Annotated in this window: 14 protein-coding genes; 9 read left to right on the forward strand and 5 right to left on the reverse strand. The window is 71.9% G+C overall.

Annotated features, from left to right (window positions below; translation table 11 throughout):
- Positions 1 to 170: 170 nt before the first annotated feature.
- Complete coding sequence (locus tag ACHZ99_RS22260) at positions 171 to 1,157, reverse strand: hypothetical protein (RefSeq protein ID WP_420306466.1); 987 nt, start codon at positions 1,155 to 1,157, stop codon at positions 171 to 173.
- 388 nt (positions 1,158 to 1,545) lie between these two features.
- On the opposite strand from ACHZ99_RS22260, the gene ACHZ99_RS22265 reads away from it, so the two are divergent.
- From ACHZ99_RS22265 to ACHZ99_RS22285, 5 genes are all read left to right on the forward strand, one after another.
- On the forward strand, positions 1,546 to 2,586 hold the full coding sequence (locus ACHZ99_RS22265) for an ABC transporter permease (RefSeq protein ID WP_420306467.1): 1,041 nt from the start codon (positions 1,546 to 1,548) through the stop codon (positions 2,584 to 2,586).
- Positions 2,587 to 2,708: 122 nt separating this feature from the next.
- Positions 2,709 to 4,475, forward strand: a complete 1,767-nt coding sequence (locus tag ACHZ99_RS22270) for an ABC transporter substrate-binding protein (RefSeq protein ID WP_420306468.1) — start codon at positions 2,709 to 2,711, stop codon at positions 4,473 to 4,475.
- A 97-nt stretch (positions 4,476 to 4,572) separates the two neighbouring features.
- Positions 4,573 to 5,550 carry an ABC transporter permease gene (locus tag ACHZ99_RS22275; RefSeq protein WP_420306469.1) on the forward strand — a complete coding sequence of 326 codons (978 nt, stop codon included), beginning with the start codon at positions 4,573 to 4,575 and terminating at the stop codon, positions 5,548 to 5,550.
- Positions 5,551 to 5,560: 10 nt separating this feature from the next.
- Entirely contained in the window at positions 5,561 to 6,622 is a 1,062-nt protein-coding gene (locus ACHZ99_RS22280; protein ID WP_420306470.1) for an ABC transporter ATP-binding protein, read from the forward strand.
- Between the two features lie 16 nt (positions 6,623 to 6,638).
- The gene (locus ACHZ99_RS22285; RefSeq protein WP_420306471.1) at positions 6,639 to 7,775 is read left to right on the forward strand and encodes an ABC transporter ATP-binding protein; all 1,137 of its coding nucleotides are present in this window, start codon (positions 6,639 to 6,641) and stop codon (positions 7,773 to 7,775) included.
- A gap of 91 nt (positions 7,776 to 7,866) precedes the next feature.
- Here ACHZ99_RS22285 and ACHZ99_RS22290 read toward each other — a convergent pair whose 3' ends face one another.
- Together ACHZ99_RS22290 and ACHZ99_RS22295 are read right to left on the reverse strand one after the other, a co-directional pair.
- Positions 7,867 to 8,763, reverse strand: coding sequence for a transglutaminase family protein (locus ACHZ99_RS22290; RefSeq protein WP_420306472.1), 897 nt, complete (start codon positions 8,761 to 8,763; stop codon positions 7,867 to 7,869).
- A gap of 107 nt (positions 8,764 to 8,870) precedes the next feature.
- Entirely contained in the window at positions 8,871 to 9,884 is a 1,014-nt protein-coding gene (locus ACHZ99_RS22295; protein WP_420306473.1) for a GNAT family N-acetyltransferase, read from the reverse strand.
- A 111-nt stretch (positions 9,885 to 9,995) separates the two neighbouring features.
- Here ACHZ99_RS22295 and fdxA point away from each other — a divergent pair, with 111 nt between their 5' ends.
- Together fdxA and dapC are read left to right on the forward strand one after the other, a co-directional pair.
- Positions 9,996 to 10,322 (forward strand): ferredoxin, encoded by a 327-nt coding sequence (gene fdxA, locus ACHZ99_RS22300; protein ID WP_027754067.1) that lies wholly within the window; start codon positions 9,996 to 9,998, stop codon positions 10,320 to 10,322.
- A gap of 125 nt (positions 10,323 to 10,447) precedes the next feature.
- A complete protein-coding gene (dapC, locus tag ACHZ99_RS22305; RefSeq protein WP_420306474.1) occupies positions 10,448 to 11,560 on the forward strand; it encodes a succinyldiaminopimelate transaminase in 1,113 nt (370 codons plus the stop codon).
- Between the two features lie 69 nt (positions 11,561 to 11,629).
- Here dapC and ACHZ99_RS22310 read toward each other — a convergent pair whose 3' ends face one another.
- Positions 11,630 to 12,031 (reverse strand): hypothetical protein, encoded by a 402-nt coding sequence (locus ACHZ99_RS22310; RefSeq protein ID WP_420306475.1) that lies wholly within the window; start codon positions 12,029 to 12,031, stop codon positions 11,630 to 11,632.
- 296 nt (positions 12,032 to 12,327) lie between these two features.
- Positions 12,328 to 13,260, reverse strand: coding sequence for a heavy metal transporter (locus tag ACHZ99_RS22315; RefSeq protein ID WP_420306476.1), 933 nt, complete (start codon positions 13,258 to 13,260; stop codon positions 12,328 to 12,330).
- A 130-nt stretch (positions 13,261 to 13,390) separates the two neighbouring features.
- Between ACHZ99_RS22315 and dapE the strand changes: the two genes are divergently transcribed.
- Both dapE and ACHZ99_RS22325 read left to right on the forward strand, forming a co-directional pair.
- Entirely contained in the window at positions 13,391 to 14,464 is a 1,074-nt protein-coding gene (gene dapE, locus ACHZ99_RS22320) for a succinyl-diaminopimelate desuccinylase (protein ID WP_420306478.1), read from the forward strand.
- Positions 14,465 to 14,606: 142 nt separating this feature from the next.
- The gene (locus tag ACHZ99_RS22325; protein ID WP_420306479.1) at positions 14,607 to 15,347 is read left to right on the forward strand and encodes a TIGR00730 family Rossman fold protein; all 741 of its coding nucleotides are present in this window, start codon (positions 14,607 to 14,609) and stop codon (positions 15,345 to 15,347) included.
- Positions 15,348 to 15,374 lie beyond the last annotated feature (27 nt).

Below are 15,374 nucleotides of genomic sequence, written 5' to 3' on the forward strand. Positions count from 1 at the left end.
GCTCACCTCCCGGGACCTGTGGTCGGGTCATCTGACGGGCCAGGAGATGCATGCCCGCCGCGCGCACGCATCATAACTATCGGTACCCGTGCATCGTTCGGCGCACCGGCGCATGGAGGGGCGCACGCGGAGGCCGCGCGGAGCGTCGCCGCGAGCCCCCCGCGGGGAGGTCACCAGGGAGGCGGGGAAGAGGGCTCCTGCCAGCGGGAGAGCGGCTCGGCCACGGGGTCGCGCTCGCCGCGGCCGGCGAACGCGAAGAGGATGACGAAGCCGGCCGGGAGCAGCCCCACCGCGGTGGCCGCCTGGAGCTGCTGCTCCGTGGCCAGGGCGCCGAAGTTCTCGAAGACCTCGGCCCGCAGATACCGGGAGGTGTCGGCGGCGCCCCAGCCCAGGACCAGCGCGCCCGCGGTCATGCCCAGCGGGCGGGCGAGCGCGACACGTCGGGCGGCGGCCACGGCGGCGGCGAGGCAGAGGGCGGCGACCGCCCACTTGCCGTACGCGACCGGTGGCATCAGCAGCGCGTACGAGGTGCCCTCGCCGGTGAGCCGGTCGCCGTACACGCTCCAGCCGGCGACCACCGCGCCGCGCACCTCCCACGCCGCGAACGCCACCGCGGCGGCGCCGAGGAAGACCAGGCCGGTTCCCGCGGCGCCGCGGGAGGGGCGGTGCGGCGGCCGCTCGTCGGGCCGGAGGTAGCCGCCGGCGGCGGAGTCCGCCGGCCGGCGGCCGGCGGCGACGGAGATGAGCAGCACCGCGCCGAGGGTGACGGCGGTGCCGGCGGAGAGCAGCGCGCGGTTGCGGAGGTCCTGGTCGACGCCCTGCATCCAGTCGGACGTCAGCGTCCACAGCGCGGGGGCGCGCAGCAGGATTGTCACCGCGCCGGCCGTGCCGAGGGCGCCGGCGGCCGCGGTGGAGTACAGGGCGGTCACGCCGACGACGGCGTAGACGCCGACGAGGACGGGATCGTAGAGAGAGGTGCCCCAGGCGGTCCCGGGCGCCACCTCGGGGGCGCCCGTCCAGAACCACCACAGATCGGGCGGCTCGGCGGCGACGCCGACGTCGCGGCCCATCCACACGAGGGAGAGCAGGGCGAGGAGCGCGCAGCACACGGCACCGAAAACGCGCGCGCCGCGCCCCAGTATGTGTCCTTGATCCATCGCCGGCCGACCCCCGATACGCAACCGTGCGCCTTGCGGGCCCACTGGCCTCAGGTCTACACCGCTCCGGAGCCCCGGACAACACCCCCGGCAGGACCGCCCGTACGCTCCCCAGAGTGACGCGTTCGACTATCGGTGATGCGACAGACGGGTTGCCGACGTGTTAACGACCTTCGGGGCGATTTGTCAGACATGTCGGTCACTAAGGCGGCTTGTCAAGCACGTACGGACCTCAATCTGCAAAACTTACGCTCAAGAAGCGATTCCGCACCTCGCCTGAGGCCGTCACCCCCTTGACTGGGGGATGAATCGATTGCGAAAGTCCCGTTCAACCACCGCAGCGTGCACGGGCGCTGCGGCTCTCATCCGGTTCGGGAGCACAACGCCAATGACGAGTCCATCCGAGGCTGCCCCGACGGGGTCCGAGCCCACAACGCTCGAACCCGTCAAGGCAGAGGGGGACGAAGGCCGGGGCACCGCCGAGCACATCGGCAAATCGCCCGGTCAGCTGATGTGGCAGCGCTTCAAGCGCGACCGCGCGGGGGTGGTATCCGCATATATCGTCGGCTTCTTCGTGCTGATCGCGATCTGCGCCCCGCTGATCTCGAAGCTGTACGGGAAGTCTCCGTACACGCTCTACAACTCGGCGACCGGCAAGCCCGAGCTGTTCGATGCTCTCGGCTACCCGGTCAAGCCCAACGGCGGCATCAGCGGCGAGTTCTGGTTCGGCCTGGAGCCCATCCTCGGCCGCGACGTCTTCACGCTGCTGATCTACAGCATCCGGACCTCGCTGGCCATCGCCGTGGCGGTGACGATCCTCACCGTCGGCATCGGCGTGCTGCTGGGCGTGGCCGCCGGCTTCACCGGGGGCCGTACCGACACGTTGATCGGCCGGTTCACCGACCTGATGCTGGCGTTCCCCAGCCAGCTGTTCTTCGTGGCGTTCATGCCCGTCATCACCACGATCTTCGTCGCTCCGGAGGACGCGACGCCGACCTGGTTGCGGGTCGCGGTGCTGATCGGGGTGCTCGCGGCGCTGGGCTGGATGCGTATGGCCCGCATCGTGCGCGGTGTCGCGCTGGCGATGCGGGAGCGCGAGTTCGTCGAGGCCGCCAAGGTGAGCGGGGCGTCGAACTGGCGAATCATCCGCAAGGAGATGCTGCCGAACCTCGTCACACCCATCCTCGTGCAGGGAACGTTCGAGCTGCCGCTCGTCGTGACGAGCGCCGCGGGACTGTCGTTCCTCGGCGTCGGCCTGGTGAACCCGACCCCCGACTGGGGCCTGATGTTCTCCCGGGCCGCGGACGTGTCCGAGACCGTTCCCACGTTCATGTTCTTCCCCGGCATCGCCATGGTGATCTTCGTGGTCGCCTTCAACCTGCTGGGGGACTCTGTCCGCGACGCGTTCGATCCGAAGGCCGCGCGCTGACGTTCGTACCGCCGCCAGGGTGCGACCGCCGTGGCAACGGGTGAACACGCACACAGCAAGTCAAGACCGACAGACAGGGTGGTTAGACAGTGAGAATCAGGGGTGCACGCAGAGCGCACGCCGTGGCAGCGGTGCTCGCCGCCGGGGCCTTGGCCCTGAGCGGCTGCAGCAGCGGCTCGGAGAACACGGACTCGGCGAAGGACGAGAAGGACAAGGCGCAGAAGCAGCAGGCGCAGATCCCGTTCGGTGACGCCGAGGCGTCCACCGGCCCCGCCGCCGAGGTGAAGGGCGCCCAGGAGGGCGGCACGATCAACGTCATGGCGCGCGACAGCTACGCGCACCTCGACCCGGGACAGATATACGTCTCGGACGAGGGCTCCCTGTCGCGGCTGATCCACCGTGGGCTGACCGGCTACAAGTCGGACGCCGAGGGCAAGCAGACCCTCGTCGGCGACCTCGCCACGGACAGCGGCAAGCCCTCCGACGGCGGCCGCACCTGGACGTACACGCTCAAGGACGGCATCAAGTGGGCCGACGGCACGGACATCACGTCCAAGGACGTCCGGCACACCTTCGAGCGGCAGTTCGCCGAGTTCATCAACGACGGTCCGGTCTTCATCCAGCAGTGGCTGGCGAACACCCCGGGCACCGAGTACCGCGAGATGCTGCCCGAGGGCCCGTACAACGGTGACCACCTGCCGGACTCCGTGCTGGAGACGCCGGACGACAAGACCATCGTCTTCAAGTTCAAGGACCCGAAGCCGGACCTGCCGTACGCCCTCGCGATGCCGGGCTACTCGATGGTCTCCGAGGCGAAGGACACCAAGGAGAAGTACGACAAGGACCCGATGACCGCGGGCCCGTACAAGATCGAGTCCTTCAAGACCGGCAAGTCGATGACGCTGGTCAGGAACGAGCACTGGGACGCGGCGACCGACGCGACGCGGAACGCCTACCCGGACAAGTACGAGATCACGTTCAACATCCAGTACGAGACCTCGACCGAGCGGCTGATGGCCGACCAGGGTGCGAACAAGAACTCGGTCAGCTTCAACAACCAGGTGGACGCCGCCACGCTGCCGAAGCTGAACAAGGACGCCGAGGCCCAGAAGCGCATGGTCGCCGGCTACCAGCCGTACGTCTCGCAGATGGCCATCAACATGGACCGGGTGAAGAACAAGAAGGTCCGCGAGGCCATCGCCTACGCGCTGCCCATCCAGCCGTACCAGCAGGCGTACGGCGGCCCGCAGGGCATGGAGCTGGCCGGCGGTCTGATCAGCCCGACGGTCTCCGGCTACGAGGGCGGCTTCGACCCCTTCGGCAAGCTGGAGAAGCCGCTGGGTGACCCGGCCAAGGCCAAGAAGATCCTGGAAGAGGCCGGCGAGACGGGCTACAAGCTGACCTGGGGCTACATCAACACCCCCGAGGGCCAGAACTACTCGCCCACCATGGAGGCCACGCTGGAGGAGGCGGGCTTCGACGTCCAGCGCAAGGAGATCTCGTCCGAGACGTACTACGACGAGATCGGCCTGGTCGACAACAAGTTCGACATGTACGTGAGCGCGTGGGGCGCCGACTGGCCGTCCGCCAGCACCGTGGTCCCGCCGCTGTACGACGGCCGGCAGATCCAGGACGGTTCGTCGAACTACTCGCACACCAACGACGACTTCCTCAACAAGGAGATCGACCGGGTCCAGAAGATCACGGACCCGGCCAAGGCCGCCAAGGAGTGGAACAAGCTCTCCCAGTACGTGGTCAAGGACCTGATCTCCAACATCCCGATGACGTACTACAAGCAGATCCAGCTCCACGGCTCGAACATCGGCGGCGTCCAGTATGACGACGTCATCGGTGCCATCGACCCCCGCAAGCTGTACCTGAAGCAGTAGCACCACCCCAGGTGCGTGGGGCCCGCCCGATCGGCGGGCCCCGCGCACCACCTTCAGTCCACGTCGCCGCTTTGTCCTTCGAAAGCAGCCCACCGTCATGCTTCGTTTCCTGATTCGCCGGACAATCGGCGCATTGATCATCCTGCTGATCCTCAGCGCGGTCTGTTTCTTCCTGTTCTTCGCCATCCCGCGCGACCCCGCCCGCATCTCCTGCGGCGAGAAGTGCACGCCCGAGAACCTCGAACTGATTCGCAGGTCCCTCGGCCTCGACGATCCCGTCCCGGTGCAGTACTGGAACTTCCTGTCCGGCATCTTCACGGGCCGTTCCTACCCGACGGGCGAGTGCCCGGCGCCCTGCCTCGGCCGCTCGTTCGTGCACGACGAGAACGTCCTCACCCTCATCCAGGACCGCTTCCCCACCACGCTGTCGCTCACCATCGGCGCGGCCGTCGTCTTCCTCGTCTTCGGCATCGGCGCCGGCATGATCGCCGCCTGGCGGCGCGGCACCCCGGTCGACAAGTTCGTCAGCGGCAGCTCGCTGGTCATCGGCTCGCTGCAGATCTACTTCATCGGCCCGCTGGTGCTGTGGGCACTGGTGTACAGCACCGGGCTCTTCAGCGACCCGAAGTACAACCCGTTCACCGAGAACCCATGGCAGTGGGCGGTCGGGCTCATCCTCCCGTGGATGGTGCTCGCCACGATCTTCGGCTCGAACTACACCCGTATGGTGCGGTCCACGATGATCGAGCAGTTGCAGGAGGAGCATGTCAGAACGGCCAAGGCCAAGGGCATGTCGGGACCGACGGTCTTCTTCCGCTACGCCTGGCGCGGTGCCCTGATCCCGGTCGTCACGATCTTCGGCATCGACCTCGGCTCGCTGCTCGGCGGCGCGATCATCACCGAGTTCACCTTCTCGCTGCCGGGCCTCGGCAACCTCTCCATCGCCTCGGTGTTCAAGGCCGACCTGCCGGTGCTGATGGGTGTGCTGCTGTTCTCGTCCGGCATGATCATCCTGATGAACGTCATCGTCGACGCGGCGTACGCCTTCATCGACCCGCGCGTCCGTCTGTCCTAGGAGAAGAGCAGTGACCACCCTGACCAAGGAATCGGAAGGATCCGCTCCGTCCGCGGACGGAGCCTTCCTCTCGGTGCAGGACCTGCGCGTGCGGTTCACCACCGAGGACGGCGTCGTCAAGGCCGTCGACGGTCTCTCCTTCGACGTCGAGCGCGGCAAGACCCTGGGCATCGTCGGCGAGTCCGGCTCCGGCAAGTCCGTCACCAACCTGACCGTGCTGGGCCTGCACAACCAGATGTACACGAACGTCGAGGGCTCCATCAGCCTCGACGGCGACGAGCTGATCGGCGCGCCCGAGCGCAAGCTGGAGAAGCTGCGCGGCAACAAGATGGCGATGATCTTCCAGGATCCGCTGACCGCGCTGTCGCCCTTCTACACGGTCGGCCGGCAGATCGCCGAGCCGTACCGCAAGCACATGGGCGTCTCCAAGCGCGAGGCGCACCTGCGGGCCGTGGAGATGCTGGACAAGGTCGGCATCCCCAACGCCAAGATGCGCGCCGACGACTACCCGCACCAGTTCTCCGGCGGCATGCGGCAGCGTGCCATGATCGCGATGGCGCTGGTCTGCAACCCCGACCTGCTGATCGCCGACGAGCCGACCACCGCGCTCGACGTGACCGTGCAGGCGCAGATCCTCGACCTGCTCCGGGACTTGCAGAGCGAGTTCGGCTCCGCGATCGTCTTCATCACTCACGACCTCGGCGTCATCGCGAACGTCGCGGACGACATCCTGGTGATGTACGCGGGCCGCGCCGTGGAGCGGGGCAGCACGCGCGAGGTGCTGCGCAGGCCGCAGCACCCGTACACCTGGGGCCTGCTGAGCAGCATGCCGCGGCTCTCGTCGGACGTGGACGTGCCGCTCACCCCGATCAAGGGCACCCCGCCCAGCCTGCTGAGCCCGCCGCCGGGCTGCCCCTTCCACCCGCGGTGCCGCTTCGTCCAGGAGGTGGGCGGCGCCGCCTGCCGTACGGACCGGCCGGAGCTTCCCGACGGCCGCGGCGCGGCCTGCCACCTGACCGCCGGACAGAAGCAGGACATCTTCATCGAGCAGATCAAGCCCGGGCTGGGCTAGGGAGCGACTGACCACCATGAGCGAAAAACTCACCCTCCCCGCCGCCCGGGACGACAGCCCGGCCGTGCCGGGCGAGGAACTGCTCACCGTCGAAGGGCTCACCAAGCACTTCCCGATCATGGGCGGCTTCCCGATCAAGCGGCGGGTCGGCGCGGTGCAGGCCGTCGACGGCGTCGACCTGGAGGTACGTTCGGGCGAGAGCCTGGGCCTGGTCGGCGAGTCGGGCTGCGGCAAGTCGACGACCGGGCGGCTGCTGACGCGGCTCCTGGAGCCGACCGGCGGCAAGATCATGTACCGCGGACGGGACATCACGTACGCCAAGCGCAGGGAACTCGCGCCGATCAGGTCCGAGATCCAGATGATCTTCCAGGACCCGTACTCGTCGCTGAACCCGCGGCAGACCGTGGGCTCCATCATCAGCAGCCCGATGGAGGTCAACGGGATAGAACCGCCCGGCGGCCGGGAGAACCGGGTCCGCGAGCTGCTGGAGACCGTGGGCCTCAACCCGGAGCACTACAACCGCTTCCCGCACGAGTTCTCGGGCGGCCAGCGGCAGCGCATCGGGGTCGCGCGGGCGCTGGCCCTCAAGCCGCGGCTGATCGTGGCGGACGAGCCGGTGTCGGCGCTGGACGTGTCGATCCAGGCGCAGGTCGTCAACCTGCTCCAGGAGCTCCAGCGGGAGATGGGGATCGCGTTCCTGTTCATCGCGCACGACCTGGCGATCGTGCGGCACTTCTCGCAGCGCGTCGCGGTGATGTACCTGGGGAAGATCGTCGAGATCGGCGACCGGGAGGACATCTACAACCGGCCGCGGCACCCGTACACCCACGCCCTGCTCTCCGCCGTCCCGGAGGCGACCCTCTCCGACGACGAGGAGGAGGCGCCGCGGGAGCGCATCCGGCTGGCGGGCGACGTGCCGTCGCCGATCAACCCGCCGTCGGGGTGCCGGTTCCGGACGCGGTGCTGGAAGGCGCAGGACCTGTGCGCGGAGAAGGAGCCGCCGCTGGTGCAGATCGGCGGGAACCGCGGCGGGCACCTGACCGCGTGCCACTTCCCGGAGGAGCCGACGGTGGCGCGGGCGCAGGAGGTCATCCTGGACAAGGCGCTGGTGACCCTGGAGGACGCGTCCGGCGACGCGCCGGTGAAGGAGTAGCGGCGGGGGTACGCCGCGCGCCGCGCGGGGGCCGGTGCCGGGGTGTTCCCCGGCGTCGGCCCCCGCGTCGTCGTTCCGGCCCGCGCGCGGGTCAGTTGAGGCGGGCGCGGGCGGCGCGGGCCTGGCGGCGCAGGCCGTCGGCGGCCTGCGGCTCCATCGCCGCTATCACCGAGGCGTACTCCTCCAGCTCCGCCGCCCCGGTGACGAAGTCGCCGCGGGCGATGAGGAGCTGGGCCCGCTCGTGGCGCAGCCGGGCCGGGTGGGAGGGGAGGAGGAGCGAGAGCTCGACGGCGGCGAGCTGGACGGCGGTCTGCTCGGGGCGGCGGGCGGCCCAGGCGCGGATGTTGTTGAGGACGCGCGACACGATGTCGAGCGGGTCGGCGGGGGCGAGGGCCGCGGGGGGCAGCGGCTCGCCGCCGGTGGCGTCGGCGGCGAGGGACGCGGCGTCGGCGAGGGTGAGGAGGCGGCCGCCGTCGAAGGGGTCGGCCAGCACGGGGTCGCCCGCGGCCGGGTCTGCCGTGGCGGTGGGGTCTGCGGTGGCGGCGGGGCGGCCGGGGCCGACGGGGGGCGGGCCGAAGCCGACGACGAAGTGCCCGGGGAGGGCCACGCCGTACACCGGTGCCCCGGCGCGGCGGGCGACCTCCATCCAGACCACGGAGAGCATGATCGGCAGCCCGCGGCGGCGCCGCAGCACCTCGTGCAGCTGGGACGACTCCAGCAGGCGGTAGTCGCCGGGCGTCCCGCGGAACCCGCAGCGCTCCCCGAGCAGCTCGGCGGCGGCCCGCGCCCACGCGCGGGGCCCGCCGGGCGCGTAGGGCAGCTGCCCGGCCAGCTCGTCCAGCTCGATCTGCACGGCGTCGATGCCGTCCTCGTCGAGCCCGGGGCCGGTCTCGGCGCCCACGAGCAGGCAGAGCAGCGCGAGGTCGGGCCGCGGCGCGCGGGCCTCCTCCGCGAACCGGGCCCGGTAGCCGACGCCGGACACGCTCATGCCTCCATTGTGCGCCGCACCCCCGCGCACGTCCCGCGAATGGAGAGGCGGGTGGGGCGCCGCGGGCGTTCCGCGCCCCCGGTACGCCGCCGCCGTGCTCCCGCCGGTCACTCCTCCGTCCGGCGGTACCGGTAGTGGTAGGCGTGGTGCGTGGTGAAGCCCAGGGCGGCGTAGAGGGACAGGGCCGGGGCGTTGTCCGGCTCCACCTGGAGGTACGCCGCCGAGGCGCCCTCCGCCAGGGCCCGGTCCGCCAGGGCGGCCATCACCGCCCGCGCCAGCCCGCGGCGGCGCTGGTCCGGGGCCACCTCCACCGCCGCGAAGCCCGCCCAGCGGCCGTCGACCACGCAGCGCCCGATCGCCGCCGGGGCGCCGTCCGGGCCCGGCACCGTCGCCAGCCACACCGACGGGCCGCCCTCCAGGACCGTCCGCGCCGCCGGCGTCAGCTCCCCGGCCCGGCTGTACAGCGAGAACCACGCCGCGGACACGGTACGGGCCAGCTCCACGGCCGCGCCGCCCGGGCCGGCGGACACCGCGTCCGCCACCGGCGCCAGCTCCCCCACCTGGAGCAGCGCCGCCCTCCGCGCCTCCCACCCGCGCGCGTCCAGCTCCGCCGCCAGCGCCTCCCCGCCGTCCTGCGCACCCGTCGCGACCTGCACCAGCGCCGGCAGCCCCCGCTCCCCGTACCACCGGGTGACCCGCTCCAGCGCCGCGTCCAGCGGCAGCCCGGGGTCGCCCGTCGGCAGCACCGAGTTGGCCCGGCTCGTGAAGCCGTCCGACGCCCGCAGCGTCCACTCGCCCAGCCGCTCGCTCACCACCGGCGGCCACCCCCGCGCCGCCACCCGCGTCAGCTCCGCCGCCGAGGCCGCCGGGCCGCGGCGGCGCGCCGGCGCGGCCGGGACGACCTTCGCCGCCACCACCGCGGACTCCGCAATCCGGACGACCTCGCCGTTCCGCCTCGTGAGACGGAGCTCCCCGGCGTCCCACGATGTGAGCACGCCGACCGCGTCCGTAAACCGCGCGGGCCTGTCGCAGGCATCTGTCAGTCGCCGAACCGAAACTCGTTTTCCCACGTCAGCGGGGGTGATACGGACTTCGAGCCGAGCCCCAGTGGTGAATTCCACAGCTCTCCACGCCCCTCTTGTTCGCTCCGTGCCCGGGAACGGAGATACTAGGTGCGGGCATCGACACGCCGCGCTCCCGCGCCGCCAGCCTGATCGAGGAGGAACGACAGCGTGACCTACGTCATCGCAGAGCCTTGTGTGGACCTCAAGGACAAGGCCTGCATTGAGGAGTGCCCCGTCGACTGCATCTACGAGGGCCAGAGGTTCTTGTACATCCACCCGGACGAGTGCGTCGACTGCGGTGCTTGCGAGCCGGTCTGCCCCGTGGAGGCGATCTTCTACGAGGACGACACTCCCGAGGAGTGGAAGGACTACTACAAGGTGAACGTCGAGTTCTTCGACGACCTCGGATCGCCCGGTGGCGCCTCGAAGCTCGGTCTCATCGAGCGGGACCACCCGATCGTCGCGGCCCTGCCGCCGCAGGAGCACGACGAGTAGTGGCGACGAGTAGTAACTGAGAACCACGGCGACACACGCATCGCCCCCGCCCATCGGCTCCGGGCTGATCGGCGGGGGTTGTTGCGTCGGCCGCCGCTCGCCGACGCCGACCAAGGACAGTGAGAGTGCGACCCGTCACCTCCCGGCTGCCGGTCTTCCCCTGGGACCGGCTGGAGCCCTACAAGACCGCGGCCGCCGGCCACCCGGACGGCATCGTCGACCTGTCCGTCGGCACGCCCGTCGACCCCGTCCCGGAGGTCGTACGGGCCGCGCTCGCCGGCGCCGCCGACAGCCCCGGCTACCCGCTCGCCTGGGGCACCCCCGGGCTGCGCGAGGCGATCGCCGGCTGGTGCGGCCGGCGGCTCGGGGCGGCGGTCGGGCCGGAGGCGGTGCTGCCGGCGATCGGCACCAAGGAGCTGGTCGGCTGGCTGCCGACGCTGCTGGGGCTGGAGCCGGGGGACCAGGTGGCGTATCCGGAGCTGGCGTATCCGACGTACGAGATCGGGGCGCTGACCGCGCGCGCGGAGCCCGTGACGTACGCCGACCCGGTCACGGACCTCGACCCGGCGCGGGTGCGGCTCCTGTGGCTCAACACCCCGTCCAACCCCACCGGCCGCACCATGGACGCGGCGGAGCTGCGCCGCGTCGTGGCGTGGGCGCGGGAGCACGGCGTGCTCGTCGCCTCCGACGAGTGCTATCTGGAGCTGGGCTGGGAGACCGAGCCGGTGTCCGTGCTGCACCCGTCGGTCAGCGAGGGCGCGTACGACGGACTGCTCGCCGTGCACTCGCTGTCGAAGCGCTCCAACCTCGCGGGCTACCGGGCCGGGTTCGCCGGCGGCGACGCGGCGCTGGTGCGCGAGCTGGTCGCGGTGCGCAAGCACACCGGGATGATGGTGCCGAAGCCGGTGCAGGAGGCGATGGTCGTCGCGCTGGGCGACCAGGGCCACGTGACGGAGCAGCGCGAGCGCTACGCCCGCCGGCGGGCCGCGCTGCGCGGGGCGCTGACGGGGGCGGGCTTCAGGATCGAGCACAGCGAGGCGTCGCTGTACCTGTGGGCGACGCGCGACGAGCCGTGCTGGGACACGGTCGCGGAGCTGGCGAAGCTGGGGATCGCGGTGGCGCCCGGGGAGTTCTACGGGGCCGCGGGGGAGCGGTTCGTACGGGTGGCGTTCACGGCCACCGACGAGCGTGTGGCCGCCGCCGTGGAGCGGCTGGAGGCACCCGCGCCCCGGACGTGACGAGCCGCCGGGCCCGCGGAGGACGGCTCCGCGGGCCACCGGCGGCCTCGTGGGTCGGCCGGGGCAGGCTCAGACGAGGCCCAGGCCCGCGGTGGGCAGCTCCGGGGCGAGGCCGCCGGCGGCGGGCAGCTCCGGGGCGAGGTTGCCCGCGGCGTCGCCGACCGCGGCCTGGCCCTGGTCGACGGTCTTGCCGGTGGTGTCCTGGAGGGCGCCCAGAGCCTGCTCGGTGGTCGGCCCGGCGGTCTCGCCCAGCTTCGTCGCGGTCTCGGCACCGGTGGTGAGTACCTCGCCGCCGGTCTTGGAGGCCGTCTCGGGCAGCGCGCCGGTGTCCAGGGCGCTGACCGGCTTCAGGCCGTTCGTGCTCGGCAGCTCGACGGCGCTTGCGGCACCCGCGGCGCCGGCGACCGGGGCGGCACCGGCGGCGACGACGAGTGCGACCCGGGCGAGGTGGCGCTTGAGGGGGTGGGACATGGTGCTCCTTAGAGGAGGGTTGCTGACAGGTCATGTCCGCCGTGCGGACGCCGTGACTACCGCGTGAGGCGCCGGAAGGTTGCGGTCGCCCAGGGTAAAGAATTGGCAATGCGTCGCATTATCTGCTTCACCAGATAACCGGGCAAAGCGGGGCGTCGGGCGGGTCGTTGGAGGGGCCAAGGACCGCTGCTCACCGGGGATTTGTCGGATCGTGGAACCGGCACGGCGAGGCGGCGTCAGCCCCCGTCCCGCGTCAAGCCGCGTTGACCGGCTTCCCTCGCGCGAAGGAGCGTGCGCTACGGCGCGATGACGATACGCACCGACGCCGCCCCCGCCGCGCCGCCGTCGGCCTTCCGCCAGCCCGCCGACGAGTCCTCCGCCCGCCACTCGCGGCCGGCGAAGGACACCTGCGCGACACGCAGCCGCGGCGCCTGCGCCACCGCCCAGTGCGCCAGCTCCCAGCCGCGGCCGGTCGCCTCCGCGCCGCCTGCCGCGCCGCCGCCCGTGAGGCCGCCGCCGTCCTCGGCGGTCGGCAGCACGAGCACCCCGCCGTCGCCCCCGCCCGCGCCCCCGGGCCCGGACTCCGGCAGCACGCCGGCGCCGAACTCGCGCTTCAGCTCCTTGCGCAGCAGCCCCGGGTCGCCCGGGCGGGTGTCGCCCTTCGCCGTCGTGCAGGTGAAGGCGCCGCCCGCGCGGCCCGTCAGCGCGGCGGCCAGCCGGGCGGCCGCCGTCTCGTGCTTCGCGTACGCCTGCGGGAAGCCGCTGCGCTGCACGCGCTGGGCGGCCTCGGTGAGCGGGAGCCGGGAGTAGCCGGGGATCTCCGCGAGGTGCTCGTAGAACTTGCCGCTGGCGTACACCGGGTCGAGGATCTGCTCCTCCGTGCCCCAGCCCTGGGACGGCCGCTGCTGGAACAGCCCGAGCGAATCCCGGTCGCCGTGCGCGATGTTGCGCAGGCCGGACTCCTGCATGGCGGTGGCCAGCGCGATGGTCACGGCGCGCTCGGGAAGCCGGCGGGAGGACGCCACGGCGCTTATCGTCGCGGCGTTGGCGGCCTGTTCGGGATCCAGCTCGTACGGCTCCTCGCCGCCCTTGCCGCGCACCTCGCAGCGCGGCGCGGGCCCGCCGCCGGTGTTGAGGTGGATCAGCAGGTACGCGCCCACGCCGCCGAGCACCGCGAGCGCGACGAGCGCGCGGAGGAGCCGGCGGCGGAAGACATCGGAGGCGGGCACGCGCCCACCGTAGCGCTCGCGGCCGACAGCCTCCGGCGCGGGAGCGCGCGGGACCGGCCCGTACGAGCGGGCGGGACCGGCCCGTACCGCGTGCCCGGGCGCCCGCCGGCGGGCCCGTAGGGTCGTCGGCATGGACTTGACGCTCGATGCCGCACGGCTCACCGCCCAGCTCGTCGACACGCCCTCCGTCAGCGGCGCCGAGAAGCCCCTCGCCGACGCGGTCGAGGCCGCCCTGCGGGACCTCGCGCACCTGGCGGTCGACCGCGACGGCGACGCCGTCGTCGCCCGGACCCGGCTGGGGCGCGCCGAGCGCGTGGTGCTCGCCGGGCACCTCGACACCGTGCCCATCGCCGGCAACGTACCGTCCCGCCTCGACGGCACCTACGAGGACGGCGTCCTGTGGGGCTGCGGCACCTCCGACATGAAGGCCGGCGTCGCCGTCCAGCTGCGCATCGCCGCCACCGTCCCCGCGCCCAACCGCGACCTCACCTTCGTCTTCTACGACAACGAGGAGGTCGAAGCCTCCCGCAACGGCCTGCGCCGGCTCGCCGAGCGCCACCCCGACTGGCTCGCCGGTGACTTCGCCGTGCTGCTGGAGCCCTCCGACGGCGAGATCGAGGGCGGCTGCCAGGGCACGCTCCGCGTCGTTCTCCGTACCGAGGGCGAGCGCGCCCACTCCGCGCGCAGCTGGCTCGGCGCCAACGCCATCCACGCCGCCGCCCCCGCGCTGGCGCGGCTCGCGGCGTACGAGCCGCGGCACGCCGTCATCGACGGCCTGGAGTACCGCGAGGGCCTCAACGCCGTCCGCGTCACCGGCGGCGTCGCGGGCAACGTCGTACCGGACGTCTGCGAGGTCACCGTCAACTTCCGCTACGCCCCGGACCGCTCGGAAGAGGAGGCGGCCGCCTTCGTCCGGGACTACTTCGCCGGCTGCGGCGTCGCGGAGATCACCGTCGAGGACAGCTCCCCGGGCGCCCTGCCCGGCCTCGCCCACCCCGCCGCCGCCGCGTTCACCGCCGCCGTCGGCGGCACCCCGCGGCCGAAGTACGGCTGGACCGACGTCGCCCGCTTCACGGCCCTCGGCGTCCCCGCGGTGAACTACGGACCGGGCGACCCGAACTACGCCCACAAGCGCGACGAGCACGTCCACACGGCCCGTATCCACCACTGCGAGGAGCGGCTGCGGGCCTGGCTCACCGCGTGAGCGGCGGGGGCGTCACCGGCTGTTCCGTCGCGGTTTCTGCCGGGGTTCACATGGCTTCGGGCGGCTTCGCCTAGCCTGGGCCGGAGATCGAACGACAAGACGCCACCAGGAACAACCAGGAACCACGAGGAAGGGAGCGCGTGTGGCCAACCGGGACGGCTTCAAGGAGCAGCGACTCGGCCCCGTCATCCGCCGCCGCAGCCGCATCCAGCGCGGGACGATGGACCAGCACCTGCTCGACACCCGGGAGCGCGCCGCGGAGTACGTGCACGAGGACCCGTGGCGGGTGCTGCGGATGCAGGCGGAGTTCGTCGAGGGGTTCGGCGCGCTCGCCGAGGTGGGCCCGGCGATCAGCGTCTTCGGCTCGGCCCGTACGGCGCCGGACAGCGACGAGTACGCGCGCGGGGTCGCGATCGGCAAAGGGCTGGTGGACGCCGGCTTCGGGGTGATCACCGGCGGCGGGCCCGGGGTGATGGAGGCGGCGAACAAGGGCGCGCTGGAGGCCGGCGGGCTGTCCGTCGGGCTCGGCATCGAGCTGCCCTTCGAGCAGGGGCTCAACAGGTACGTCGACCTGGGCGTGAACTTCCGCTACTTCTTCGTCCGCAAGACGTGTTTCGTGAAGTACTCCCAGGGGTTCGTGGTGCTGCCCGGCGGCTTCGGCACGATGGACGAGCTGTTCGAGGCGCTGACCCTGGTGCAGACGAAGAAGGTGACGCGGTTCCCGATCGTCCTCTTCGGCAGCGAGTACTGGGGCGGGCTCGTCGACTGGCTGCGCAAGACCGTCGTGGACGGCGGCAAGGCGGCCGAGCACGACCTCGACCTGTTCCACATCACGGACGAGGTGACCGAGGCCGTGGAGCTGGTCACGAAGGAGACGCCCTAGCGGCGGGCCGCCCGGGCCGTACGGGCC

Source organism: Streptomyces sp. MAR4 CNX-425, assembly GCF_048656465.1.
In the GTDB taxonomy this organism is placed as follows: domain Bacteria; phylum Actinomycetota; class Actinomycetes; order Streptomycetales; family Streptomycetaceae; genus Streptomyces.

Excerpts from the sequence above, each read along its gene's own strand:
- ACHZ99_RS22275 (WP_420306469.1), top strand. The coding sequence starts at position 4,573 with ATGCTTCGTTTCCTGATTCGCCGGACAATCGGCGCATTGATCATCCTG.
- ACHZ99_RS22290 (WP_420306472.1), bottom strand. The coding sequence starts at position 8,763 with ATGAGCGTGTCCGGCGTCGGCTACCGGGCCCGGTTCGCGGAGGAGGCC.
- ACHZ99_RS22310 (WP_420306475.1), bottom strand. The coding sequence starts at position 12,031 with ATGTCCCACCCCCTCAAGCGCCACCTCGCCCGGGTCGCACTCGTCGTC.
- dapE (WP_420306478.1), top strand. The coding sequence starts at position 13,391 with ATGGACTTGACGCTCGATGCCGCACGGCTCACCGCCCAGCTCGTCGAC.
- ACHZ99_RS22265 (WP_420306467.1), top strand. The coding sequence starts at position 1,546 with ATGACGAGTCCATCCGAGGCTGCCCCGACGGGGTCCGAGCCCACAACG.
- ACHZ99_RS22260 (WP_420306466.1), bottom strand. The coding sequence starts at position 1,157 with ATGGATCAAGGACACATACTGGGGCGCGGCGCGCGCGTTTTCGGTGCC.
- ACHZ99_RS22285 (WP_420306471.1), top strand. The coding sequence starts at position 6,639 with ATGAGCGAAAAACTCACCCTCCCCGCCGCCCGGGACGACAGCCCGGCC.